This window comes from Corynebacterium sp. NML130628, assembly GCF_001875665.1.
Taxonomy (GTDB): Bacteria; Actinomycetota; Actinomycetes; order Mycobacteriales; family Mycobacteriaceae; genus Corynebacterium.
This window is the reverse complement of sequence record NZ_MLAL01000028.1, coordinates 77,982-102,814: the sequence shown is the minus strand read 5'-3', so window position 1 is coordinate 102,814 and position 24,833 is coordinate 77,982. Positions and strand designations below refer to the sequence as shown.

Sequence of the window (24,833 nt, the reverse complement as noted above, 5' to 3'; positions counted from 1 at the left end):
TCTGGAGGGATGATCGATTGGCTGAGCATCACACGGCTATCGTCGTCGGTGGTGGCCAGTCCGGCCTAGCCACGTCGTACTACCTGCGGCGCTTCAAAGTGGACTTCTTGGTCCTAGACAACCAAGAGGAACCTGGTGGAGCGTGGTTGCACACGTGGCCTTCGCTGACGCTTTTCTCCGCCGCGGAGTTCTCCAACCTGCCCGGCTGGCCCATGCCACACTACCCGGGGTACCCGCCTGCAAGTCATGTCATCGACTATCTGGAAAGCTACGAAAAACGCTACGACCTTCCGGTTAGGCGCCCAGTGCACGTTCGAAACGTGTCCCATGAGGGCGGGATGTTCACCCTAGATTCGACCGCCGGTCAATTCACGGCGGAACACGTTGTCGCAGCCACCGGCACGTGGTCCGCGCCCTTCGTGCCCTACTATCCCGGCACTTTTCGCGGACGCCAGTGGCACTCGTCGACTTACCCCGGTCCCGAACCATTCCGCGGTGCGAAAGTCGCTGTGGTCGGTGGGGCGAACTCAGGTGCACAGATCGCCGCGGACCTCATCGGGACGTCGGAGGTCACATGGTTCACGCTTGAGCCGCCGCGCTGGATGCCTGATGATGTCGATGGTCGCGATCTCTTTCTCCGCAGCCGCCGCCGAATCCTCGGTGGCGATGCCGGCCCGAACCTCGGGGACATTGTCGCACTGCCTCATCTACGTGAGCTCCGCAACTCTGGCCAGCTCACCGCTACCCCGATCTTCGACAGCTTGAACGAGCTCGACCACGACCACCTGATCTGGTGCACTGGTTTCCGTCCAGCCCTCGGTCCATTCCGCCACCTCATGCGCGGCCGCGAAACCGCGGTGAAGAATCTGCATCTAGTCGGCTATGGCAACTGGACAGGCGACGGCTCGGCAACGCTAATGGGCGTGGGGCCCTTTGCCAAACACACTGCCCAGGTTGTCGCGGGCCGTGTCGATGAAGCTCGACATCAAAAGTTTTGAGATGATGCTTGGTTCCTGAGCAGATCGATCCTTCCAAGATCCGTGTCGGAGAGCTGGCGCGATGGACGAAAGTATGGCTCAGCGCTTCGCTTGTGCAGCCCGCAGGCCGTTCAAGATCACGATAACTTCGGCGACCTCGTGCACCAACACGACGGCGGCTAGGCCCAGCACGCCGGTGATCGCCAGTGGCATCAACACGATGATGATGGCCAGAGACAGCACGATGTTTTGGTTGATGATCCTGCTGCCTCGGCGGGCGTGTTGCAGTGCCTGCGGGATCAGCCGGAGGTCGTGGCCAGTGAAGGCGACGTCAGCGGACTCGATCGCGGCGTCAGAGCCGGTCGCTCCCATCGCTATACCCACCGTTGCGCCCGCCAGTGCCGGAGCGTCGTTGATGCCGTCGCCGATCATGGCCGTCGGCGTCTTGGAGGAGAGTTCGGCGACGATGCTTGCCTTGTCCTCTGGGCGTAGCTCGGCGCGCACGTCGTCGATCCCGGCGATTTCAGCCAGCGCCCGGGCGGTGCGAGTGTTGTCGCCGGTGAGCATGCTCACCTTCACGTCGTTAGCGTGCAGGGTCTGTACAGCTTCGGGCACCTCGGGCCGCAGCTCGTCGCGGACCCCGATCGCCCCGGCGAGGGCGTCATCGACGGTGACCAGTACGCAGGTCTGGCCCTCGGACTCCATGCGCTCAACGTCTGCCTTTAGTGGCCCGGCGTCGATCCACCGGGGGCTGCCCACCAGCACCCGTCGACCTCCGACGGTGCCGCCGATGCCACGTCCGGCTTCCTCGTTGATGTCCTGGGCGGCGGGCGGTGCGGGCACCGCTGCTGCGATCGCCGCGGCGAGGGGGTGCGTCGATTGCTGCTCAACTGCCGCCGCGAAGGCAAGCACCTGCGCCCGATCGAATCCGTCCGCCGGGACCACACCGGTAACCGCGGGCTGGTTGCGGGTAAGAGTTCCGGTCTTGTCCACCGCCAGGTGACGGATGCCGCCGAGCCGCTCGAACGCCGCGCCGGACTTGATGACCACACCAAACTGGCTAGCCGCGCCGATCGCGGCCACGACCGTCAGCGGCACGGAGATTGCCAGCGCGCACGGCGACGCTGCGACCAGAACCACCAACGCACGGGTGATCCACGTCTCGGGGTCGCCCAGCAGCGAGCCAATCACGCCGACCAGCACCGCCAGGATCATCACCCCGGGCACTAGGGGTCGGGCAATCCGGTCGGCGATCCGGGCGCGGTCGCCCTTTTCCGCCTGCGCCTGCTCGACCAGGTCCACGAGTGTGGTAAGCGAGTTGTCAGTTCCAGCTGCGGTCGTCTCGACCTCCAGCACACCGGCGGAGTTGATCGCTCCCGCGGGCACCTCGTCACCGGGTGCGACCTCCTCCGGAATGGATTCTCCGGTGATCGCTGAGGTGTCAAGGCTGGAGCGTCCGGAACGAATGATGCCGTCCGTGGCGATCCGCTCCCCGGGGCGAACGAGCATCAGCTCGCCAACCACGAGGTCCTTCGCTGCGACTTCGACCGCCGTACCGTCGCGCTGCACCGTCGCGGTCTGCGGCACCAACTTCAACAGTGCCCGCAGTCCGCTCTGCGCCCGGTCCATCGCCTTGTCTTCAAGCGCCTCGGCGATCGAGTACAGGAACGCTAGCGCCGCGGCCTCTCCGACGTAACCGAGGATCACCGCGCCGACCGCACTGATTGTCATCAGCAAGCCAATGCCGAGCTTGCGTTTCGTGACAAGGTTCCGGATAGCGCCGGGCGCGAACGTATACGCCCCTAGCAGCAGGCCGACCCAGAACAGTACTGTCGCGGGTGTCTCTAGCCCAGACCAGCCCAGCGCCAGACCTATGCAGAGGGCTACGCCGGAGAAGATCGGCAGTCGCAATGCGGGGTCCTTCCACCATGGCCGATCGAGCTCTTCGACCTCCGCGGCTGGTTCGTGTTCGCATCCACACGCTGAACTCATGCGTCCACTCCTTTTCCGCCACAGCCGGACACCGAACACTCAGGGTCGATGCACGGGGCGTTTTCGTCGACAGCCAGCGTCGCGTTCACTAGCGCGTTGAGCGCTGTCGCGAGGTGCGGATCGGCGATTTCGTAGCGTGTCTTGCGGCCCTCCGGCTCGGCGACGACGATGCCGCAGTCACGCAAGCAGGTCAGGTGGTTCGAGACGTTCGAGCGGGTCAGGTCTAGGTCGCGCGAAAGCACAGCCGGGTAGCTCGGGCCGTCGAGTAGGGTTATCAGGATTCTGGAGCGCGTCGGATCCGCCATGGCCCGGCCGAGCCGGTTCATGACATCGAGGCGTGAAGCAATAGTCAGCATGTGCTGAACTATACAGTCGGTACTGAACTATTCAAAATGCACTGAACTGACATTGAAGCGAAGAGCTTGCGACCTGTTCGATCAATGCAGTTTAAGAAGCATTTTGAGAAGTTAGCGCCACTATAGCTAAAAATTGGCGTGTACTGCGGAAATGGGAACAGGGGCAGTGGCGGGTAGTTGAGACTTGCTACTTGGTCTCTTGCTTCGGGTAGCGCACTTTCTTATCCTCGCCTACGACAGCTCCGTCGTTGAACTTCGCTGCACTTAGGGTGGGGCCGTGCTGCGTCATTCCCATAATGTGCTGCACGTCGTAGCCGTGGGCCAGGAGGTGGTCGGCGATGATGCGTCGGTGGCAACGCCACCAGACTGCCTCTGAGCACATGATTACTGTTGGGTATGTCCTGGCTTGTTCCCTGAGCGCTTGGAGTGACTGTGCGAATTCGTCGCCAAGCGCATGGTCCGCGTAGTTGTGGAAGCTTCGATTGCGCCAGTTGCCGTTCACCTCGAAAGGGACTGTTTTGGACACGTTGCGCCGCCCGGTGAGCCCTTCGTTCCGGGAATATGTGATGCCGTGCTCAGGTAAGTGTTCGGCAAGTTGATCGTCATTGAACCAGGGGTACTTTCTGGAGCCGGGAAGCTTACGTACGTCCACGACAGCACGCACGCCGGAAGCCTCGAGTATGCCCACGAATTGGTCAAACTCGAGGTTTGAATGGCCGACGGTAAAGATCTTCATGCCTCCGACCCTAGGCGCTTTGAGGTAGTGGAGCCGTAACGGGAGGTGAGAGGCCTGGCGGGTACAAGGCGGGGTCACGCTCTCCGGTTCGGGCGCAGTTGCACCTGCCTTTTGCCGCGTAGATTCTGCTGACCGCCGAGTGTTTCGCAGGCACCGAGTGGTTGAATTTCATTGGATCGGACGGGTGCTTTCGGTATCCCGCTTTGCCTGTTTGTGGGTCGAAATCCATGTAGCCCTTGTTAAAGGAACCGTCTCTGTTGTCGTTGTTGCATCTGTGGTGTTCGCGGCAGAGACCGGTGAGGTTTTCGGTATCGGTGTGTCCGCCCTTTATCCAGGCGAGGATATGATGCGCCTCGCACTCTGTCATAGGGGTGGTGCAGCCGAGCCAGGAGCATACTCCTTGGATGGCGAACATTGCGATTCGCTGTTCGACCGATGCGAGCCGGGTGGTTCTCCCCATCCACAGTGGTACTGAGGTGACGCCGTCTACTTGGAGGAGGAAGTCTGTAGTTCCGTCCATGCCGAGGCGCACAAGATCGAAACAGTCGACTTCGATGCCGGTGTTGGTGCCGTAAAGCATGGAAGCATCGCCGTCGGCGAGGTCGTCGAGAGTAAGTGCAATGATCACCGAGGCAGCGCCACCATGTACCTTCTGTTGTGTTTGCTCATGCTGCTGGAAAATGGCGAAGAACTGGTCGAAGCGTCGCTGCTGCGGGGTGCGGGAGTCCACTTCGTCGTGCATCGCTGCTGGAAGGTTGGAGTTCGGTGCAAGGCCTTTGTCCGTGTGCGCTTTGATCAAGGCGGCAGCTCCGGAGGCGGCGGTGATGTGGATATCGACGGTTCCGTCCGCTTTCCTGCGCCCAAACGAAAGGCCACGGTTCTCGTAGCCCGCATTAGGGTTTGAGTGCGGAGCATGTTTCCTGTTTACGTCGGCGACGGCACGGCGGACGAACTGTCGGAGGTCTTCGGGGTTGCGACGTAAGCTCTCGGCCATGGCTGTGGAGTAGATACGGGTGCGTTCGTCCACGCCAGCTTTGAGTAACTTGTCGAGTTCGCGCCGGATGATGTTTTGCTTCTCTGCACTAACCTGGGAAGACGTCTTTCTGGCAGTTGCCTGCTGTCGCTCTACCTCATGGGTGCGGGAGAAAAGGCCTTCGGTGCTTTCTTCACTCTCTGGATGAGCAGCGGGCCCCGGTGGTGGGCCGAAGAGGAGTCGGCCACGTTCGAGGCGGTTGTAGGCTTCGCCCTTCGATAAGTCGAGGCACTGCTGGAGGTACGCGTTGGGGTAGTTGGCACCGACGATTCGGCCGGCCTCTTCGCGCTCGGCGATGAAGGCGAAGGCGGCGTCGATAGTTGCCTTCTTTTTGAATTGCTCCTCGAGGCGTTCCATGTCCTCTCGGATGTCGTGGAAGGTGAGGGCAGAGGGGTTGTCGAAAAGCTTGCTCAATGTGCGCAGCGCTGCCGAAATATCGTTCACGCACTGGGTGATTGTGCTGGTCATGGCCCCTCCTTTCGTGAGTTGCTATCACCCTATCAACCCCCGCCGACACAAATCCGCACGATTCGAACAAATGGGCGAACCTTCTGACGGTTTGGTACGTTGAGACGAGACAGACAAGCACTTGATGACGGAGGCGCTCGAACAGCATGGCAAGCAATGACAGTGATGATCGTTACCAGTACATGGGCCTCGAGATGATTCCGACGCCACGCTACGACGCGAAAACCGACGAGCCCTGCACGGGGACGGCGTGGATGTGGCGGGTTGAAAACGGTGTTATAGCGCTCGAGTTCAACAACGACAAAGTGCTCACCGGCACTTCATATGGGTTTGAAGACTACAAAGATTGGGACCGTGGAGACGACCTACAAGACGTGATCTTAAGCGCTGCTGTCGACGGGCTGAGCATTCCCGAAGCACTCGAGCGCGTCCGCAAGGCATTCGGTAACCCCACCGTCATTATTGCGTTGAAAGACATCAACGAGTCCGCTGACGAGCTTGGCCCAACTGCACAACAACTAGTGCGTCCTAACGAATGAAGACGAATGTCCCCGGAGAATATTTTGCTGCGCCTGCCAGAATCGCAAGAGCAGGAGATTCGCAAGATTTATGAGGCGCTTGCGCAGCGCGGCTTTCCCGTACAGCAGCAGCGCCCTCACGTGTCGGTCACGTTTGCGCCTGAGATGTCACGAAAGGTGATCGCCAGGGCGGGTGAGCTCCTGCCGCAGCTCTTGCCTGCGCGTCTGGACAGGATGGGCACGGTGGTGTTCGGGATGAAGTCGAAGCAGACGGTGGCGTGGCTGCTGCAGGGTCCTGACGAGCTCGAGCGGGCAGCGCGAGCGCTCAGCGAGCTGAACGCCGATGGCCGTGGTGCTCGGTGGATTCCGCATCTGACGATGGGCTTGCGCCTGCCGAAAGTAATCGTAGGAGACTACATCCAGGCGCTCGCGGAGGTGACATCGCCACACTTCAGGGTTGTCGATGTGGAGTATGCAGCGCTATATCAGCCGAAGTTTGGCTCCGAGTATAGGTTCGAGCCCTAGGAGCTTGGGGCTTAGGCGCAGCAACGTTGAAGTGTTGGCGCACCAGGTGAGGGTTCGTTTTCGTGTACCCGATGGCAATAATTACGAGGGCTGACGCGGCGCCAAGGATGGTTTCCGCGCTGCGGGCGAGCAGCATAGGCGCGATGGGGGAAGGTTCGACTGCTTGGATCATCAGCAGAGCGGTCGGGGTGATGAAGCTCGCTGCCAGTGTGTAGTTGCGGGTGACGTAGGTTTCTGTCAAGAACTGCAGGATGATGATCCAGACCACGAACTGCCATTCCTGCATGTGATGTGACAGGAGGAACCCGGCGACGAGAATGCCGGAAAGGGTACCGAGCATGCGTTGCAGCGCCCGGAAGTACTGCACTCGGTAGCGGTTGTTGACCAGTGGCACTACCGCGGCGACCATCGCCCAATAGAAGTGCGACAGCGGGTCAATGAGAGCGACCGAGATGATGCCGATCGTTCCAGCGAGCAGGGGAGCGAGGAAGAATCGCGCTGCCTCTCGCTTCAGCGCCTGCTTATCGACGCCCACTTCCTCCCCTCGCGGTTCGCGCGCATTGGGGCCTTCCCCGATGAGGTGCGATATTCTCCCGAGTCCAAAGCAAAGTCCGGCGGTTGCCGCAGCGACTGCCGTTGCGATCAGTGGGTGTGCCGGGTGGGCGAGGGACCCCACCGCGGCGATTGCGAAGAGTACGAACACGGACCCGGTTGGGCGTGTACCTGACCACAGCGCGATGGTCGCCCACACCGAGGATGCGATTGCAGAGATGAGCATGATGAGCCACTGATTGGTGTGTGTCCAGGACATTGTCGCGCCGATGGCGATCGCGACCATGATGGCGGTACCTGCAAGGAGCTGATGGCGTGCCCTATCTGATCGGGTTTCATGGCGCCCATAGACGCCTGTGAACGCGCCGAAGTTGGCGTAGATGGCGAGGTCGAAACGGCCGATCCACAGCAAAAACAGTAGTGGGATGGCTACTCCGGCGGCTGTACGAAATGCGGGGATGTGGTCCCGTCGTGCGGGTGCCATCGTGAACATTGCGCGAAAATGGTTCAAAGATCAGCCCTTTCTCCCAGACGTGACAAAATTGTTACCTTAGTCCTCTATGACGCAACCCCAACAACGCAGGTCTGTCGAAAGTGGACGCACACTCTAGTCACGCCGGGCAAGGTGGCGATCGGAAGCGTCGGCGAGCAGCGTCGCACCATCCTTCATGGCAAGGGAGGCAGCGGTGGTGGCGTCGAAAATTAAGGGGGCGTTGCTCGCTGCGACGATGACATTGCCGTACTCGTGGCCGTCGAGCATCGCTGGTGCCGCGACGGCCACTACGTGGGAGTACACCTCGAGAAGCCCAGCGATCTCTGCGCGGGTGTTTGGAATCTGCTGTCGGTCGCCGATGTTTGCGATATAGATGCCGCCCGGGCGAAGGGCGGCAGCGCAGGCACGGAAGAACTCAACGGTGGTCAGCGGGCGAGGGGTGGAGGGGCCACTGAAAACGTCGCGAACAATGAGATCAAGGCTGCGTGGTTCGCAGGCATGAGTGAAGGCACGTGCTTCGGCGCAGCGGATTGTGACAGGTTCGAGGTTTTCCTGAAATGCCCAGCGCACGAGTCGTGCGAGTTCCCGGTCGATCTCCACCGCCGTCTGGTGGCTTTGGGGATAACGGTGTGCGAAGTATGCAGGCAGCGTGCACGCGGCCCCACCAAGGTGGACCGCGCGGAAATCCGAGGGCACGGTGTCGCCGGGGCGGATGAACCCCGTGATCCACTGCATGTAGTCGAACGTCAACACCTCCGGCGCGCCGAGCACAACGTACGAGCTTGGTACACGGTTGAGTTCGAGGGTGTAGCCGCCGTCGCGAAGCTCGTCGGCGATGATGGTTGCTGTGCCGGTGTCTACGGGGAATGTTCCCGTGATGATTTTCTTTTCGGTGCGGGGTTTGCGTCGCATTTCATGCTCTACCTTTCAGCGTTTATTCTTACCTGTTATGTACACATTGCGTGAAGCCCGCCCCGAGGATCGCCAGGCGGTCGTCGATGTTTGGGATGAATCTGGCATTACCCAGGAATGGAACGACCCGCCCACCGATTTCGATCTTGCCATGGAAAGCCCTGGTAGCACGGTGCTCGTCGCTGAATCGCCCGAAGGTGTCCTTGACGGTGCGACTATCGTAGGTTTCGACGGCCACCGCGGGTGGATCCACATGACAGGAGTGCGCCCTAGCGCTCGGGGAGGCGGCGTGGGGCGCTTGCTTTCCGACGGTTGCGTGGAATGGCTACGCGAACGCAAAGCCCCAGCAGTGCACCTGATGGTGGCAGAAGGCAACGACGCAGGCCGTGCTTTCTGGGAGCACCTCGGCTACTTCAAGATTGAGCCGCCTGTGTACATGATTTCTCTGGAAGATTAATCGCTCCAAGACTGGGTGCGCACGAACCTGGTGGAAACTAGTACGCCAATGATGACGACGCTCAACGGCAGAAGCATTGACGTGGACATCGCCTGGGCGAATGGCTGGTGAAGAAAGTCGGGGAGCGCTTGGGTGTTCCCTCCACCGGAAAAGTCGGCAGCCGCTGGCCCGAGCTGGTGCGTGAGCTGCCGCGACATCATTGCCGCGATACCTGCAGATCCAATGACCGCACCGAGTTGACGCACGGTGTTATACACGCTGGAGCCCGCCCCCGCCAGACGAGGGTCGAGGTTCCGCGTCGCAATCATGGACAGTGGCCCCCACACCATGGAGTTACCAAACCCGTTGATCACTGAGACCACGAGCAACCACATTGGGGAAATGTCCGGGTCAGTGATGAAGGTTGCACCACCAATCGCAACCGCGACGAGGGAAAGGCCCGCGATTGCGAACGGTTTAGGCTGATGCGTGTTCGTGAGCTTGCCAATCCAAGGGGAGAAGCAACCGGAGATTAATCCTGCGGGCAGTAGGAGCATTGCTGCCTGAGTCGGGGCGTAGTGCTGCACATTTTGCACGTAGATCATCCACGGAATGACGTAGGTGGACACCGCGAAGCCAACCGTGGAAATCGCTACGCAGGCGAGTGAGTAGTTCCGGTCCGAAAATAGTTCCAACGGCACCAATGGGTCCCGGGTGGTTCGTGTTTGCCACCATACAAAAATCGCCAACAGTGCGGCGCCGGTGAACATCAGTGCCACGATGGGGAGGCTCCAGGAGTACGTTTGCCCCTCTTGGATCCCAAAGACGAGACAAAACATGCCTAGTGCGGACAGCACGACACCGACCCAGTCGAACGTCCTTGCATTCTGCTCAAGCTTTGGCACGAAAAACCAAGCTAAGGTGACGCCAACAATGCCCACTGGGACGTTGATGATGAAGATCCATGCCCAGCCCCAGGCGTCGACAAGGAGGCCGCCGAGGAGAGGTCCGACAATTGTTGCTACTCCGGCCGTCGCACCCCAGACGCCCATGGCGCCACCGCGCTGCTTCGGTGGGAACGTGCGCAGCATCACCGACATAGTCTGCGGGGTCACGAGCGCACCTCCAAATCCCTGCACCGCACGAGCAAGGATCAGGGCCTCGATCGAGGTGGCCAAGCCGCACGCAAGTGAGGCTGCCGTGAACAGACTCAAACCGAACAGGTACACGGTCCGCGGTCCGACCCTGTCGCCGAGCCTGCCCGTCACTAACAGTGGCACCGCGTACGCAAGGAGATATGAGCTGTTTACCCAAATGATCTGGTTATACGTCGCGTCAAACGCGCTGGCAATCGCAGGAATCGCAACAGCGACGATCGTTGAGTCAACAAGGATGACGAAAAAGCCGACCATCATTGACCACAACGCCGCCCAGGGCGCTGTGCTGCGAGGAGTGTCCATCGCATCGACTCTACCGGGTGGCCACGGGTGGCGAAAGGGCACCTGGGTCTTATGATGGCACCTATGGACGATCTACATTCGACAAGAGTTTCTCAGAACGTCATTTTGCCGCAGTCGAAAGACGCGATCTTTTTGACGTTGACCATCGCGCCGGGGCATGAGCGGGAGGTGGTGGACATCATTGGTGGCCTCGCGGGGCTTGTCAACGGCGTCGGCTTCCGCTGGCCCGAGGCTAACTTGAGTGCAGTGCTCGGCATCGGTGCCAAAATGTGGGAGCGCCTGTTCGCGGTGGAAAAGCCTGAGGGGCTCCACGAGTTTGTTGAGCTACAAGGCGAGAAGCACCATGCGCCTTCGACACCAGGGGATCTGTTCTTCCACATCCGGGCCGATGAGTACGACGTCGCATTCGAGCTTGCGCGCCGCATCACGAAACAGCTTGGCGACGCCATCGAAGACTTCGACGAGACGCACGCTTTCCAGTACCAGGACTTCCGCGACCCACTCGGATTTGTCGACGGCACCGAGTCCCCGCGCGGCCAAGACGGCATCGCAACGGCGATTATTCGCGAAGGCGAATGGGCGGGAGGCAGCCATATCGTGCTGCAAAAGTACGTCCACGATCTGAAGTCCTGGGACGATTTGCCCGTCGAGGAGCAGGAGCGCGTCATCGGCCGAACGAAGCACGAAGACATCGAATATGCCGACGAAGCGAAACCGGCCAACAGTCACGTCGCTGTGAACTCGATCGAAGATGAAGACGGGGAATCGTTGGAGATCGTCCGCAACAATCTCACCTTTGGTGACGCAGCCGGCCAGCAAGGCACATTCTTTATGAGCTACGCGAAAGACGTTGCTATCACCGAGCGGATGCTGCGGCGCATGTTCATCGGAGAGCCAGTTGGCAACTACGACAGAATCCTCGACTTTTCCACGGCACTCACGGGGTGCAATTTCTTTGCGCCGCCGAAGGCGTTTATGGAAAACGTCGAGGAGTACGTCCGAGAAGAACTGCGCTAGCCCACAAGTTGCTGCAGCTGCGGTGGCAGGTACTGGCGGATGGTGGGCCACGCCACCGTGGCGATTAAGCCCAGCCCGGCAAGTACTCCGACCGTGATGAGCGCCGCCTTGGTCTTGGAGCTGCCCTTCGAGGACATCAGGTTATCTTCGGCGTCCATGTCGCCTGTCTGCGGTGGGTTTGGTGTGACATTGACGTCGATATCGTTCTGGTCGTGCGGGCGCATCGATTCAGGGTCGATGCCGAAGAACGTGTCCAGGCCCTTGACGTTGAACTGCGTGGACATATAGCGCTCGTTGGTGTTCGTGTTCCACTGCGAAACCACCACGTCGAGGTTCGTGATCGTGGAGCCGGGCACAATGTAGCCGCCGTAGGGCTGGGAGAAGTTCATCGGCGTCTGTTGGAACTCCCAGTAGCCGTTCTTGGCGATCGTCGCCACGGGGACGTCGTTCCAGCTTTGTGGCAGGGTATCCGAAATGCGCACCTCGATGGCGAGCGTGGCCTGGTTGAACATCACGAACACCCAATGGTTGTCGATGTAGCGAAGGTTCATCTCGCCCGCCTTGACACGATCGCCGAAGAGGATCGCGCCAGCCTCGTTGCCCCACTCACCGGAGTTCGGATTAAACAGTTCCCAGCTCTCCTGGTCACCAATCTGGCCCTCGGTAAAGCGGGCCAAGTACACGTCGTGTTTACGTTGGAATCCCGACATCACTGCGTAGATGTAGCCGTCTGGGCCCTTTTCCCAAGAAATGAGCTGCCCAAGGCCGTTGAGATAGTAGTTAGGAGTGCGCCCGATGCTCTTCCAAGTACTGCCGCCGTCTGTGGACTTCCACGTCTGAGTCTCGAGCACGTTGCCGATACCGCGGTTCCACATGCCTTGCATATAGAGCGTGCCATTAATGCTGATCACATCCGATGGAATGAGCGTGAGGTTGTCGCCCTCCTTGCGGTAGTAGTTGATCAGCCCGTATGCGTCGCGGCGGCCTTTCAGCGGTCGGAGGATCTCAATCTGTCCGTTATTCATCCTCGCAACTACGCCAACCGGGCTAATCCAGTCACCCTCGCCGAACTTTTTGCCGCGGAAAGAGTCGCCAAACACCATTGCGAACTCACCACCGCCAAGCGGGGTCATCATGCCCAGATCCCCGGCCCCGATACCGACGTGCGCCGCCCACGGGCCCAGCACATCGCCCATGATTTGGACGACGGTGCCATCCGGCATCTGCATCGGCTTTTGCTTCGGCTTCGGCGGAAGGTCTTCAGGGCCGTGCGGGCGAACAGTCGGCCACGTGGGCAGAATTGAGTTTGTTTGCGCCTGCGCGCAGGGAACAGAAATTCCCGTCGCGGCAAGAGCAAGCGTGGTAACGCAGGCGACAATTCGAGTCAAAGGCGGCAACGGCATGGGGCTCCTGGGATGAAACGTCGTGAGGCACAATATTCGACGCCCTCTTTCACCGCAGGAGGCTGTGGGGAAGTGGACGTCGATAATTATTGGGCGAATATTAGGTTAGTTTGAGGAATCGTTGCGCTGGCCAAGACCCGAGTCGAGACGCAGCAGTCCAGAACCATCATTGCCGACAAGTGTCAGCTGGTCAACAATCTCAGAGACCGTTGCTTCTTCGCTGATCTGCTCGTCGAGGAACCAAGTGATGAGGGAGCGGGAGTCGAAGTCCTTGACCTCATCGGCGATGCCGGCGATGTTTCGAATCATCGCGGAGACCTTGCGCTCGTGCTCAAGCGCAGCCTTGAACGCAGCTAGTGGGGAATCGATCGATGGAGCGTCGAGTGCGACGGTGTGCAAGGTGACGTCGTGACCCCGGTCGATGAGGTGCGTTGCGAACTTCTCCGCGTGGTCGCACTCTTCGTGTGCCTGCTCTGCAAACCAAGAGGCGAAGCCCGGGAAAGACTGTGCCTCCATGGTGTAGGCGAGCTGGCGGTACAGCAGTGCCGCCTGGTATTCCGCAGTGACCTGCTCGTTCATTGCATCTTGCAATTTCTTGTCCATAGTCAAGCTCCTTTGAAGGTGTAGTTGAAAACTGATGTTACGGCGCTATTTTACGCCTGCGAGGCAAAAATGCACCAAAAGTAAGGGTATCCTAATCAATGACCTGGGGGTATGTCGATGGGGAACCTCCGCGAAATGGGCTATTGTTGCTGATATGTCTCGTTTTAGTCCCCTAAATTGGCCGGTTGTGCGCCAGATACGCGGTGGTGACGCCTTCGCCCGAGGCGAAAACACCGAATCCGCGCGCAGTCAAGAAATGGAAGGCCGCATCGTAGAAGCGGACCGCGTCGTTAAGAGCGTGTGTCCGTACTGTGCCGTCGGCTGTGGCCAGCGCGTATATGTAAAAGATAATAAGGTCATTCAAATTGAAGGCGACCCGGATTCCCCGCACTCGCGTGGGCGTCTGTGCCCGAAGGGTGCGGCATCCGAGCAGCTTGTCAACGCTGAAAACCGCGTGACCGACATTCTCTACCGAGCGCCACGCTCGAAGGAATGGGTCAAGCTTGACCGAGAAACCGCCATGGAGATGGTCGTCGATCGCTTCCTGGAAGCTCGTGAAAACGGCTGGCAGGATTTTGACGACAAGGGACGCCCAGTGCGTCGAACCATGGGCATCGCAGGCCTGGGCGGCGCCGCGATGGACAATGAGGAAAACTACCTGATTAAGAAGCTGTGGACTGCAGCGGGCGCGGTGCAGGTAGAAAACCAAGCTCGTATATGACACTCCTCCACGGTTCCCAGTTTGGGATCCTCGTTTGGACGCGGTGGAGCGACCCAGCCACTGCAGGACATGGCAAATGCGGACTGCATTGTCATCCAAGGGTCGAACATGGCCGAAGCGCACCCAGTTGGGTTCCAGTGGGTCATGGAAGCGAAGGCACGTGGTGCAAGAATCATCCACGTTGACCCTCGATTCACGCGTACGTCGGCGATGGCGCATAAGCACATCCCGATTCGTGGTGGTACCGACATCATCCTGTTGGGTGCTGTCATCAACTACGTGTTGGAAAACAACCTGTACTTCGAGGACTACGTTAAGGCGTTTACGAACGCTTCGACGCTGATCAGTGAGGAGTTCCAGGACACGGAGGACCTCGAAGGTCTGTTCTCTGGATACGACCCTGAAACGGGTGGCTACTCCAACGAGTCGTGGCAGGTACGAAAGAAGTGGGATGCGCAGACCTCGTGGGACGTGGAGAAGGACGAAACTCTTCAGGATCCGCGAACTGTGTTCCAGATTCTGAAGCGCCACTACTCCCGCTACACCCCGCAGGTTGTCGCTGAGTCGTGTGGTATTTCCGAAGAGGACTTCTACTACCTTGCGAACTCGATTGCGGAGAACTCTGGCCGCGATCGCACCACCTGTTTCGCGTACGCGCTTGGCTGGACTCAGCACACGTTGGGTGCGCAGTTCATCCGTACGTGTGCGATTCTGCAGACGCTGATGGGCAACATCGGCCGTCCAGGCTCGGGCATTATGGCGCTGCGTGGTCACGCATCGATTCAGGGCTCGACGGACGTTCCGACGCTGTTCCACATCCTGCCTGGCTACCTGCCGATGCCGCAGTCCACGCACCAGACGTGGGACGAGTACTTGGCAGCAGTGTCGAAGCGTGATCAGAAGGGCTTCTGGCAGACCGGCGACACCTACGCAGTGTCGCTGATGAAGGCATACTGGGGCGACGCCGCGACCGAGGAGAACAACTGGGGCATGGATCTCATGCCACGGTTGACTGGTGCTCACTCGACGTACCACACGCTGCAGCTGATGAACCAGGGGCTTGTCGACGGCTACTTCGTCTTCGGCCAAAACCCTGCCGTTGCGCAGTCGAACGGTCGCATTCAGCGTATGGCGCTGACCAAGCTGAAGTGGCTCGTCGTCCGTGACTTCTCTGAGATCGAGACAGCGACGTTCTGGAAGGATTCGCCAGAGGTGCAGTCTGGTGAGATATCGCCGGAGGAGATCGACACGGAGGTGTTCCTCTTCCCAGCAGCGAACCACGTTGAGAAGGCTGGCACGTTTACCCAGACTTCGCGCGTGCTGCAGTGGCGCTTCAAGGCCAAGGACGCTCCGGGCGATGTAGAGAGCGACCTTGAGTTCTTCTACGACTTGGGCCTTCGCCTGAAGGAACGAGTTAAGAATTCGACTGACCCGCGAGACCTGCCGCTGCAGAAGATCACCTGGGACTACGAGTGCGATGAGCACGGTGAGATTCTGCCGGAGTCAGTCCTGAAGGAGATCAACGGCTACTACCTCGAGGGGCCGCGTAAGGGACAGCTCGTGGACAAGTTCGCGGATCTCAAGGCAGACGGTTCCACCTCATCTGGTTGCTGGATTTACTGTGGTGTATACGCCGACGACGTCAACCGTTCGGCGAACAAGCGCCCAGGCCAGGAACAGAACGCAATGGCGTTGGAGTGGGGCTGGGCATGGCCGATGAACCGTCGCGTGCTCTACAACCGTGCTTCTGCGGATCCGGATGGCAAGCCATGGTCGGAGCGCAAGAAGCTGGTTTGGTGGAACGAGGACAAGGAGCTGTGGGAGTCCGACGACGTTGTGGACTTCCCGGTCAACCGGGCCCCTGGTTTCAAGCCAGAGCGCGACGCGGTTGGCCCTGCAGCCCTTGCTGGTGACGACGCGTTCATCATGCAGGCTGACGGAAAGGCGTGGCTGTTTGCCCCAACCGGAATGGTTGATGGGCCGATGCCGACGCACTATGAGCCGCAGGAGTCCCCGTTTGCGAACCCGCTGTACAAGCAGCAGCAGTCGCCGTCGCGAATCGTGATGCGTGGAGAGGACAACCTTTCGGCGCCGAACTTCGGTGAACCCGGCGTGGGCGTGTACCCGTACATGCTGAACACCTACCGTTTGACCGAGGCGTACACGTCCGGTTCGATGACGCGAAGCCTGCCATTCCTGGCAGAGCTGCAGCCGGAGTTGTTCTGCGAGGTTTCGCATAAGCTGGCGGAAGCTGTTGGGCTGAAGAACGGCGACTGGGCGACGATCATCTCGCCGCGTAACGCTATCGAGGCACGTGTGCTGGTCACCGAGCGTATGAAGACACTGGTCATTGATGGGCACGAGTTCCAGCAGATCGGTATGCCGTACCACTTCGGCGCCGGTTCGTACGCCGAGGTTGAAGGCGATGGTCCGAACGATCTGCTTGGCATCATGCTGGACCCGAACGTCAACATTCAGGCGTCGAAGGTTTCTGCGGTGGACATCCGCCCGGGCCGACGTCCGCGTGGTGAAGACCGCATGAAGCTGGTGCGCGAATACCAGCGTCGTGCGCGCCTGACGGAGGACACCGGTACCAAGCTGACCGACGAGTCGAAAGACGTCATCGTTGGTGAGCAGCTCGGTGACACCGAGGCGGCGAAGCATGATTCGACGAAGAAGAACATGGCGGACGGGGAAGGATAGGTTTTGATGATGAAGACAAAGAACCAGATCACCGAATCCCCAGCCAACATCGGGTACGAGAAGGAGGCCCGCAAGGCTTTCTTCACAGATACGTCGATATGTATTGGCTGTAAGGCGTGTGAGGTTGCATGTAAAGAGTGGAACCGAAACCCGCAGGACGGCTACAAGTTGTCGGGTAACTCCTACGACAACACGGGCTCACTGAACGCGGACACGTGGCGCCACGTGGCGTTCATCGAGCAGGGCGAGGAGCGTATCCTGCAGGCTCGCGAGGAGGGCGCCAAGCTCGTTGGGCTTGGGATGCCGAGCGTGAAGCCGGCGGAGGAAACCTCGACCCGTGCCGTACTTCCGGATACCCCGGACTTCCGCTGGTTAATGTCCTCCGACGTGTGTAAGCACTGCACCAACGCAGGCTGCTTGGATGTGTGCCCAACTGGTGCGTTGTTCCGCACCGAGCACGGCACCGTCGTCGTACAGGACGATGTGTGCAATGGCTGTGGCACTTGTGTGGCCGGTTGCCCGTTCGGCGTTATCGAGCGTCGCAGCGACGGTGGTGTGCGCAAACGCAACGAGCGCTCCGGCACTGGCGAGGACTTTACACCAGGTGAGAGCGCTCCGATTAAGAACATCGGTGTCGCGCAGAAGTGCACCATGTGCTTTGACCGTCTCCAGGTCGGCGAACAGCCGGCATGTGCTAAGACCTGCCCGACAACCTCGATCAAGTACGGCACGTATGACGAGATGCTCGCGCTTGCGAAGGCACGCGTCAAGGAGCTGCACGCGCAAGGCATGACGGAAGCGCGCCTTTACGGCGCAAACGAGAACGACGGCGTGGGTGGAACGGGATCCATTTTCCTGCTTCTCGACGCGCCGGAGGTCTATGGCCTTCCGCCAGACCCAGTGGTTCCGACGGCAAACCTGCCGGAGCTTGCGAAGCGTGGCGTTATCGCCGCAGCCGGAATGGTTGGCACTATTGCAGCCGCGGTCCTGATCGGAGGTAGGAAGTAAATGGCTGAGTTTGATAGCTACCGCCCACCACAGGAGCCGCGTCGTCCGCGGCGGCGGGATGTAGCGGAAGGCGATCGCCCGCGCGGTCCTAAGAAGCGTCGCGGTGAGGAGCTGATGGTGCCGGAGGCGGACTTCGAGCACTTTGACTCCTACTACGGCAAGCCGATTGTGAAGTTCCCACCATGGGAGTGGCCGATTGGTGTCTACTTCTTCCTCGGCGGCCTCGCAGGCGGGGCATCCTTGCTGGCAGTGGGTGCTGATGCGACAGGCAACAAGGAACTCCGCCGCAACATGCGAATCACTTCGCTGGCTGCTGCCACGGTGGGCTCTGGCTGCTTGGTCCTCGACCTCGGGCGTCCGGAGCGGCTGCTGAACATGTTCCGCGTGTTCAAGCTGTCCTCACCGATGAGCGTCGGCTCCTGGCTGTTGGGTTCGTTCGCTTCGTTGCAGGGCCTAGCAGCTCTGCCGGAACTCGATGGACTGACGGGTAAGACACTGCCACTGCCGAGCCCGTTGCGTTCGCTTTTTGAGTTCGCAGCAACTCCGGCTGGCATTGCCGGCGGCGTGCTTGCTTCGCCACTCGCGGCGTACACCGCGGTGTTGATCGGCAACACGTCGGTTCCTGCATGGCAGGAGGCCGGGAAGAACCTCCCGTTTGTGTTCGTATCCTCCGCGACCGCCGCGACGGGCGGCATGGGCATGCTCGCAACCTCCACGGAGAACGCTGCAGTACCGCGCGCGCTCGGTGTTGCTGGTGCGGCCGCTGACGTCGCAGCAACGGCATACATGACGTGCCAGTTGGACGACGTTTCGAAGGAAGCGTTCTCTACAGGTAAGGCGGGTAAGCTCTTCAAGGCTTCTGAGATTTGCTTGGCTGTTGGCGGTGTCGGTGCGCTGTTCAGCAAGAAGAGCCGTGTGCTCGCCGGGGTTTCGGGGATTGCGTTGATGGCAGGTTCCTGCCTGACACGTTTTGCGGTGCTCGAAGCTGGTAAGCAGTCCACTGAGGATCCGAAGTATGTCGTTGAACCGCAGCGGGAGCGTCTGAGGAAGCGCCGTGAAGCTGGCAAGGTCGATGACGGTATCACAACCGCGTAGCCTCTAGCGGCACGAAGGCGCGAAGATGAAAGCTGCCCCTCCACCAACGTCTTGGTGGAGGGGCAGCTTTGTTATTGCTAGCTATTTCACCTGAACACGGCCGGTGCCGGCGACGGTTTCGCCGATGACGGGGTAGCCTGGGATCTCTCCAATGACGAGCAGCCCGCCTGAGGTCTGGGCGTCTGCAAGGAGCAGCAGTTCATCGCCGTCCAGGTCGGAATCGACATTGGGGCGGACCCAGTCGAGGTTGCGCTTCGAACCGCCAGGGATGTATCCGGCCTCGAGCGTTTCGCGAGCGCCGTCGATGAAAGGAACCTTGGTGTGGTCGATGACGGCGTCGATACCGGAGGCGCGTGCCATCTTAAACAGGTGCCCGAGTAGGCCAAATCCGGTGACGTCGGTTGCGGCCTTTACGCCTGCGGCGACGGCCTTGTCCGAGGCTTCCTTGTTCAGTGTGGTCATGACCTCAATGGCTTGCGGGAAGACGTCGCCGGTCGCCTTGTGACGGTTGTTCAGCAGACCTGAGCCAATCGGCTTGGTCAAGGTGATGGGCAGTCCGGCTTCGGCGGCGTCGTTTCGCATGAGCTTGGCTGGGTTCACGATTCCGGTGGCAGCCATACCGTAAATCGGCTCAGGCGCGGTGATCGAGTGCCCGCCAGTCACGCTGATGCCTGCTGCGGTGGCCGCGTCCATGCCGCCGTGGAGTACGTCGCGGATGAGTTCCGCTGGGAGGACGTCGCGTGGCCACGCGAGCAGGTTGATGGCGGTGATTGGGGTGCCGCCCATCGCGTAAACGTCGGAAAGTGCGTTGACGGCTGCGATTTTGCCCCAGGTGTAGGCGTCATCGCAGACGGGGGTGAAGAAGTCGGCGGTGGAGATGACCGCGAGGTCGTCGCGGACGTGAATCGCTGAGGCGTCGTCGCCGTCGTCGAGGCCAACAATTACGTTTGGGTCAGCGAAGCCGACGAGTCCTTTTACGGCCTCTTCCAGCTCGCCGGGGGGAATCTTGCACGCGCATCCGCCGCCAGATGCGTACTGGGTCAATCGAATCTTAGAATTATCGGGAGTCATACCTACATGGTAGCGTTGCTTTTTGGAGGCGTACGTGTCCTGGTGGTCACCCCAGTCTTCAAAACTGGTGAGGTCGAGCATCTCGGCTTGGCAGGTTCGATTCCTGTCCGTCTCCGCCAAAACGTTGTGTTGTTGTAAGGGGAAGCACATGAATGATCCTCGCCGTCGAATCCCTCGCACAGACGCACTGCTTGTGCTTGCAGCGCAGGAGCACACCGCGCTGGCGCCACACGCGCTCAAGGCGGTTGCAGGGAAGCTACAACAGCGCGCTCGCGACGGCGAGATTTCCCCCGAAGAGGTCACCCCGGAGTTTCTCCAAGCTTGTCGACGCCACCCCGGGTCTCTTACACCAGTCCTTAATGCCACTGGCGTGGTCGTGCACACAAATATTGGCCGGGCGCCACTTGCGCCGCAGGCAATAGACGCGATGGTGGATGCCGCGCAGTACGTCGACGTAGAGATGGATCTGGCAGCAGGTGTTCGATCCCGGGATAGGGGCAAGGCTGCCACGGATGCGATTTTGGCAGCGTGTCGTGCTGCCGAGGATGCACTTGTAGTCAACAATGGTGCAGCGGCGTTGCTTCTAGCTGTGGCAACGTTCGCTGAGGGACGCGACGTCGTCATCTCCCGTGGCGAGCTCATCGAAATCGGGGCAGGCTTCCGTCTACCTGAGCTCATTGAAAGCGCACGAGTGTCTCTCGTCGAGGTTGGCGCGACAAACCGTACGCACCCCTTCGATTACGAACGGGCGCTCGACAACGCGGGCGCGGTGCTCAAAGTTCACCCGTCGAATTACAGGGTCCACGGGTTTACTGCTGAAACCACCATCGGACAGCTTCGCGATATCGTTCGTCCACGTGGGTGCACCCTGATTGCCGATATTGGTTCAGGGCTGCTTCACCCAGATCCTTTGCTGCCAGATGAGCCAGATGCCACCACGGCTTTGCGCGAGGGCGCGGACGTCGTGCTGTTTTCCGGCGACAAACTCCTCGGGGGCCCACAGGCGGGCGTCATGGTCGGTACGAAGGAAGCAATTGCGAAGCTGAAGCGACACCCGTTGGCACGCGCTGTACGCATCGACAAGCTGCGCCTCGCAGCGCTGGAGGCGAGCCTGAATATCACCAGCACACCCGTCTACGACTACCTGCACGCGGAGCCTGACGTCCTCAAAGACCGCGCAGAAGCGCTGGCAGCGAAAATTGGAGGCAACGTCATTCCACACGACGGCCGCGTTGGAGGCGGCGGCGCGCCGGGCTTCCCACTGCCGGGATGGGCGGTTGCACTCGACCAGTCGCTTGCCGCCCCGCTTCGGACAGGTACGCCGGTTGTTCTCGGACGCGTGCACGAGGACAAGCTGATTATTGACTTGCGTTGCGTGCCACCCGAGCGCGACCACGAAGTTGCTACCGCAATTCAAAAAGCCCAGGGAAAGGATTAGTCCTCACGTGTTTGTTGTTGCTACAGCCGGCCACGTTGACCATGGAAAGTCCACACTGGTCAAAGCGCTCACCGGGATGGAACCGGATCGGTGGGATGCAGAAAAAGAACGAGGGCTGACGATTGACCTCGGATTCGTGTGGACCAACGTTGACGACGAGGACATCGCTTTTGTGGACGTACCGGGGCATGAGCGCTTCATCGCGAATATGCTCGCCGGTGTTGGGCCGGTGACGGATGTCCTGTTCGTCGTTGCCGCTGACGAAGGGTGGATGCAGCAAACGTTAGATCACAGGGATGCCATCAACGCGTTCGGCGTCGAGCATGGCGTCATCGCTTTGACAAGGGCGGATAAAGCGGAAGCTGGGCGTCGACAGGCGGTAGTTGAAGAAACCCGCCGGAATATAGCTGGTTCCTGCATGGAACATTGGCCCATTGTTGAGGTTTCTGCGAAGACGGGCGAGGGTGTCGAAGAACTCAGAAACGCGCTCGTGGCGATGTTGCGACACCAGCCCGCAGCGGACCCTGCAGGTCGGATACGCATGTGGGTTGACAGGGCGTTTCACATTAAAGGCGCAGGCACCGTTGTTACGGGGACGCTCACGAACGGCACGATCACACCCGGTCAGACGCTAATGCTCGAGGCTGAGACGGGTCAGCGCGAGGTCACCGTGCGCGGTATTCAGTCGGAAGACAGTGAGGTGAAAGAAGCAAAGCCGACAATGCGCGTCGCGCTCAACCTTCGGGGCGTGAGCGTCGACGAAGTATCGCGTGGCGCGGTCCTGTACACACCAGGGAAGTGGCACACGACCTCTGCGGTTGATGTGCGGCATGCCCATGGTTCAGCACTCAACGATGTGCCGCAGGAGGTTGTCGTGCACATCGGTACCGCGGGCGTCAGCGCGAAGGTGCGTCCGTTCGGTGCGGGACACGCCCGGCTTATCCTGGAACATTCCCTGGTACTCAGCATCGGGGACAGGTTGGTGCTGCGAGGCTCTGGAGCACAGCAAATTCTCGGCGGGGTAGAGGCTATCGACGTCGACCCGCCCGCCCTTCCCCGGCGTGGTGACGGACGGAAGCGCTCAGCGCAGCTAGAAACGCTGCCGGATATCAATGCGGAGATTGCTAGGAGAGTGGCCGCCCGGCCGGAACTGTTGGCGAGCCTCGGATTTGATGTGGCCGATCAGCCGCCGCAGGGCAACGTAGCATTTGCAGGGTACTGGATCCGCGCGCAGCAGGTCATGGAGTGGAAAGAAACGCTGCTGCGGGCCTTGCAAGATCACCTTGCGGTGCACCCCCTGTCGGTGGGATTGGCCACCGGAGCGGCCGTGGAAGCCTTGCAGCTGCCTGACGCGAAGCTGCTGCCACTCGCTGTCGCCGCAGCGAAACTACACACTCGCGACGGTTACGTTTGCAGTACCGCCCAAGTCGACCTCGGGGCGGCTGAACCCGCGGTGCAAAAACTGGAGGCGAGGCTTCGTGATCAACCCTTCCAGGCCCCCGAGGCGCGCGACCTTGAGCAGCTCGGGTTGGGTACGAAAGAGCTTGCAGCAGCCGAGAGGGCAGGCAGGGTATTGCGTCTTGGCGACGGTGTCGTTGTTGCTGCTGACGCGGCTGCTATTGCCACCGCGAGGTTGCGGGACTTGCCTCAGCCGTTCCGCACCACTGATGCGCGCCAGGTACTTGAGACGACCCGGCGTGTCGCCATCCCGCTACTAGAATTCCTGGACGCCCGCGGGGTCACCCGCCAAGTAGAGGCGGGTGTTCGAGTCTTGGTGTAGCGGGCCGGTGCAAACTGGCTTAGTGCTCGTGCTCGTCAGCGTCCGCATCTGCCTTCGTCTCATGGACGGTGCCCGGCTTGTGCTCTGGCGCGGCGTAGATGGAGTACACCTTCGCCGGGGCATCGGATTCATTTACGAAGTTGTGCCACTGGCCAGCCGGGACGAACGCTGCATCGTCGTCACCGATGACCTTGTCTACGGTCAAGTTGTCTTCCGATGGGCCGATCATCGCGCGCAGTTCACCAGACTCAACGCGAATGAACTGGTCGTGATCGTCGTGAATCTCAGCGCCGATTTCGCCACCCGCCGGGATGCTCATCACGGTCAGCTGCAGGTGCTTTCCAGTCCACAGTGTATCGCGGAACGCGCCGTTATCAAGCGTTGCCTGCTCAAGGTTGAATGTAACTGGATTCGGGCCGTGGTCGGTGCGCAAAATCTTGGACATAATTCCTCCTCGAAAATCGGTTCGGTTGCACCCTCAGCATAGCGCTTTATGGCTTGCGGTGGCGGCCAGCTTCCTGGCTGCGGCGCCGCTGCGCTTTTTGAACCTCGGTGAGGTAGTCGCCGTCCTCACTGTCAGGAGCATCAACCACGGCTGCCTCGGCAGGTATCGACGCCTCTTCGTTCTCCACGGCGTCCATATCCACCAGCGTCGCAGGCTTCGCATCCGTGGTGTTCGTTTTCGGGCGCGACGGGGTTGCGGCTCGGGAGCGGTCGATGGTCACCGCCCACGAGCCGTCCGGGAACTGGACCGTTTCGAAGGCTTTAGCGGAGTCCGCGCCAGATTGGGCCAGGTCAGGAACACGCAGCCACCGAGGGTCTGTTGCCTCCGCATAGTCAGCGATGTCGAGGGCCGCCATTCCGTCTAGCAAGAACGCTCGGGCAACGGTGATTGCGTTGTCGGTCGAGGGGGCGTCGAAAAGTATGGTGCGGACATCGTCGACGTCTGCAGCTGAGACGCAGCCGAGCACTCGCTCACCAAGCGTGACTACGACGTCGGAGTCAGCGATCTGGAGCCCAACGAACCACTGGCCCGGCGCGAGACTTGCGAGCTGCTCTGCGCTGAACTCGCCCCGTTCCGTATCGATGATCGCCATGTCGCCACTTGGCAGTACCAGGCTGTGCAGACCTGCGTTGTTGCGAGGTACCGCCAGCTGGGGCGGCGGCAGAATTACATCGACAGCGAATTTGCCTTGCTCGACGTCGAACTTGACCGCAGCTAGGGTCACCGGCAGGAGCTGAGACTGGTGGATCCGCTCCAGGTCGACATAGCGGGCCCTATCGAACTGAGAAATTTCTCCGACAATGCCATGGCCGAGCCTGCGCACCCGCCAGCTTTCCTCGACCGCATTCGGTTCAAGCGCCACCGGCACGTAGGAGGTATGATGTGTGCCCCCGAACTCCGCAAATAGGGGCGACTGCACGACGTCGGTCACGGTAATTTCTTCGCCTGCTCCCCACGTCGATGGAGCAAGCGGGTACACCGGGAGAGAAAGTTCCACTTCGTCATACTCCTAACTGCATCCGGAAATCCGA

22 protein-coding genes and 1 tRNA gene are annotated in these 24,833 nt (G+C 60.3%); 11 read left to right on the top strand and 12 right to left on the bottom strand.

What is annotated here, in order from left to right; genetic code table 11:
* The first annotated feature begins 17 nt into the window (after positions 1-17).
* Positions 18-998 (top strand): NAD(P)-binding domain-containing protein, encoded by a 981-nt coding sequence (locus BJP07_RS07975; protein ID WP_071566957.1) that lies wholly within the window; start codon positions 18-20, stop codon positions 996-998.
* A gap of 78 nt (positions 999-1,076) precedes the next feature.
* Here BJP07_RS07975 and BJP07_RS07970 read toward each other — a convergent pair whose 3' ends face one another.
* The 4 genes from BJP07_RS07970 to BJP07_RS07955 all read right to left on the bottom strand — a co-directional run bounded on the left by BJP07_RS07970 (position 1,077) and on the right by BJP07_RS07955 (position 5,562).
* Entirely contained in the window at positions 1,077-2,969 is a 1,893-nt protein-coding gene (locus tag BJP07_RS07970; protein ID WP_071566956.1) for a cation-translocating P-type ATPase, read from the bottom strand.
* The gene (locus tag BJP07_RS07965; RefSeq protein WP_071566955.1) at positions 2,966-3,325 is read right to left on the bottom strand and encodes a helix-turn-helix transcriptional regulator; all 360 of its coding nucleotides are present in this window, start codon (positions 3,323-3,325) and stop codon (positions 2,966-2,968) included. The genes BJP07_RS07970 and BJP07_RS07965 overlap by 4 nt, the downstream gene beginning before the upstream one ends.
* 187 nt (positions 3,326-3,512) lie before the next feature.
* Positions 3,513-4,061, bottom strand: coding sequence for a DUF488 family protein (locus BJP07_RS07960; RefSeq protein ID WP_071566954.1), 549 nt, complete (start codon positions 4,059-4,061; stop codon positions 3,513-3,515).
* Between the two features lie 10 nt (positions 4,062-4,071).
* The gene (locus tag BJP07_RS07955) at positions 4,072-5,562 is read right to left on the bottom strand and encodes an HNH endonuclease signature motif containing protein (protein ID WP_083584155.1); all 1,491 of its coding nucleotides are present in this window, start codon (positions 5,560-5,562) and stop codon (positions 4,072-4,074) included.
* Between the two features lie 146 nt (positions 5,563-5,708).
* On the opposite strand from BJP07_RS07955, the gene BJP07_RS07950 reads away from it, so the two are divergent.
* The gene (locus BJP07_RS07950) at positions 5,709-6,101 is read left to right on the top strand and encodes a hypothetical protein (protein WP_071566953.1); all 393 of its coding nucleotides are present in this window, start codon (positions 5,709-5,711) and stop codon (positions 6,099-6,101) included.
* Between the two features lie 6 nt (positions 6,102-6,107).
* Positions 6,108-6,605, top strand: a complete 498-nt coding sequence (locus tag BJP07_RS07945; protein WP_071566952.1) for a 2'-5' RNA ligase family protein — start codon at positions 6,108-6,110, stop codon at positions 6,603-6,605.
* Here the strand turns inward: BJP07_RS07945 and BJP07_RS07940 are convergent.
* On the bottom strand, positions 6,532-7,641 hold the full coding sequence (locus BJP07_RS07940) for an FUSC family protein (RefSeq protein ID WP_177222545.1): 1,110 nt from the start codon (positions 7,639-7,641) through the stop codon (positions 6,532-6,534). The genes BJP07_RS07945 and BJP07_RS07940 overlap by 74 nt on opposite strands.
* A 123-nt stretch (positions 7,642-7,764) precedes the next feature.
* Positions 7,765-8,562 carry a spermidine synthase gene (locus BJP07_RS07935; protein WP_071566950.1) on the bottom strand — a complete coding sequence of 266 codons (798 nt, stop codon included), beginning with the start codon at positions 8,560-8,562 and terminating at the stop codon, positions 7,765-7,767.
* A gap of 37 nt (positions 8,563-8,599) precedes the next feature.
* On the opposite strand from BJP07_RS07935, the gene BJP07_RS07930 reads away from it, so the two are divergent.
* Positions 8,600-9,019, top strand: a complete 420-nt coding sequence (locus tag BJP07_RS07930; RefSeq protein WP_071566949.1) for a GNAT family N-acetyltransferase — start codon at positions 8,600-8,602, stop codon at positions 9,017-9,019.
* On the opposite strand, the gene BJP07_RS07925 is transcribed toward BJP07_RS07930, so the two are convergent.
* On the bottom strand, positions 9,016-10,458 hold the full coding sequence (locus tag BJP07_RS07925) for a DHA2 family efflux MFS transporter permease subunit (protein ID WP_255365953.1): 1,443 nt from the start codon (positions 10,456-10,458) through the stop codon (positions 9,016-9,018). The two genes, BJP07_RS07930 and BJP07_RS07925, sit on opposite strands and share 4 nt — an antisense overlap.
* 63 nt (positions 10,459-10,521) lie before the next feature.
* Between BJP07_RS07925 and BJP07_RS07920 the strand changes: the two genes are divergently transcribed.
* On the top strand, positions 10,522-11,475 hold the full coding sequence (locus BJP07_RS07920; protein ID WP_143111752.1) for a Dyp-type peroxidase: 954 nt from the start codon (positions 10,522-10,524) through the stop codon (positions 11,473-11,475).
* Here BJP07_RS07920 and BJP07_RS07915 read toward each other — a convergent pair.
* Both BJP07_RS07915 and BJP07_RS07910 read right to left on the bottom strand, forming a co-directional pair.
* The gene (locus BJP07_RS07915; RefSeq protein ID WP_255365952.1) at positions 11,472-12,878 is read right to left on the bottom strand and encodes a DUF4185 domain-containing protein; all 1,407 of its coding nucleotides are present in this window, start codon (positions 12,876-12,878) and stop codon (positions 11,472-11,474) included. The genes BJP07_RS07920 and BJP07_RS07915 overlap by 4 nt on opposite strands.
* 105 nt (positions 12,879-12,983) lie before the next feature.
* On the bottom strand, positions 12,984-13,481 hold the full coding sequence (locus BJP07_RS07910; protein WP_071566945.1) for a ferritin: 498 nt from the start codon (positions 13,479-13,481) through the stop codon (positions 12,984-12,986).
* Between the two features lie 154 nt (positions 13,482-13,635).
* On the opposite strand from BJP07_RS07910, the gene fdnG reads away from it, so the two are divergent.
* From fdnG to nrfD, 3 genes are read left to right on the top strand one after another with little or no spacing between them, the layout of a single operon-like run.
* Complete coding sequence (gene fdnG / locus BJP07_RS07900; RefSeq protein WP_177222544.1) at positions 13,636-16,905, top strand: formate dehydrogenase-N subunit alpha; 3,270 nt, start codon at positions 13,636-13,638, stop codon at positions 16,903-16,905.
* Positions 16,906-16,914: 9 nt separating this feature from the next.
* Positions 16,915-17,913, top strand: a complete 999-nt coding sequence (locus BJP07_RS07895) for a 4Fe-4S dicluster domain-containing protein (protein WP_369822342.1) — start codon at positions 16,915-16,917, stop codon at positions 17,911-17,913.
* Positions 17,914-19,008, top strand: a complete 1,095-nt coding sequence (nrfD, locus tag BJP07_RS07890) for an NrfD/PsrC family molybdoenzyme membrane anchor subunit (RefSeq protein ID WP_071566942.1) — start codon at positions 17,914-17,916, stop codon at positions 19,006-19,008.
* 81 nt (positions 19,009-19,089) lie between these two features.
* On the opposite strand, the gene selD is transcribed toward nrfD, so the two are convergent.
* Positions 19,090-20,079 (bottom strand): selenide, water dikinase SelD, encoded by a 990-nt coding sequence (gene selD, locus BJP07_RS07885; protein WP_071566941.1) that lies wholly within the window; start codon positions 20,077-20,079, stop codon positions 19,090-19,092.
* Positions 20,080-20,103: 24 nt separating this feature from the next.
* On the opposite strand from selD, the gene BJP07_RS07880 reads away from it, so the two are divergent.
* The 3 genes from BJP07_RS07880 to selB all read left to right on the top strand — a co-directional run bounded on the left by BJP07_RS07880 (position 20,104) and on the right by selB (position 23,297).
* Positions 20,104-20,198, top strand: a tRNA-Sec gene (locus BJP07_RS07880).
* A gap of 29 nt (positions 20,199-20,227) precedes the next feature.
* Positions 20,228-21,517 carry an L-seryl-tRNA(Sec) selenium transferase gene (gene selA, locus BJP07_RS07875; protein WP_071566940.1) on the top strand — a complete coding sequence of 430 codons (1,290 nt, stop codon included), beginning with the start codon at positions 20,228-20,230 and terminating at the stop codon, positions 21,515-21,517.
* Positions 21,518-21,524: 7 nt separating this feature from the next.
* On the top strand, positions 21,525-23,297 hold the full coding sequence (gene selB / locus BJP07_RS07870) for a selenocysteine-specific translation elongation factor (protein ID WP_071566939.1): 1,773 nt from the start codon (positions 21,525-21,527) through the stop codon (positions 23,295-23,297).
* A gap of 19 nt (positions 23,298-23,316) precedes the next feature.
* On the opposite strand, the gene BJP07_RS07865 is transcribed toward selB, so the two are convergent.
* Both BJP07_RS07865 and BJP07_RS07860 read right to left on the bottom strand, forming a co-directional pair.
* Entirely contained in the window at positions 23,317-23,742 is a 426-nt protein-coding gene (locus BJP07_RS07865; protein ID WP_071566938.1) for a cupin domain-containing protein, read from the bottom strand.
* Between the two features lie 46 nt (positions 23,743-23,788).
* Positions 23,789-24,799, bottom strand: a complete 1,011-nt coding sequence (locus BJP07_RS07860) for a hypothetical protein (RefSeq protein WP_071566937.1) — start codon at positions 24,797-24,799, stop codon at positions 23,789-23,791.
* Positions 24,800-24,833: the final 34 nt, after the last annotated feature.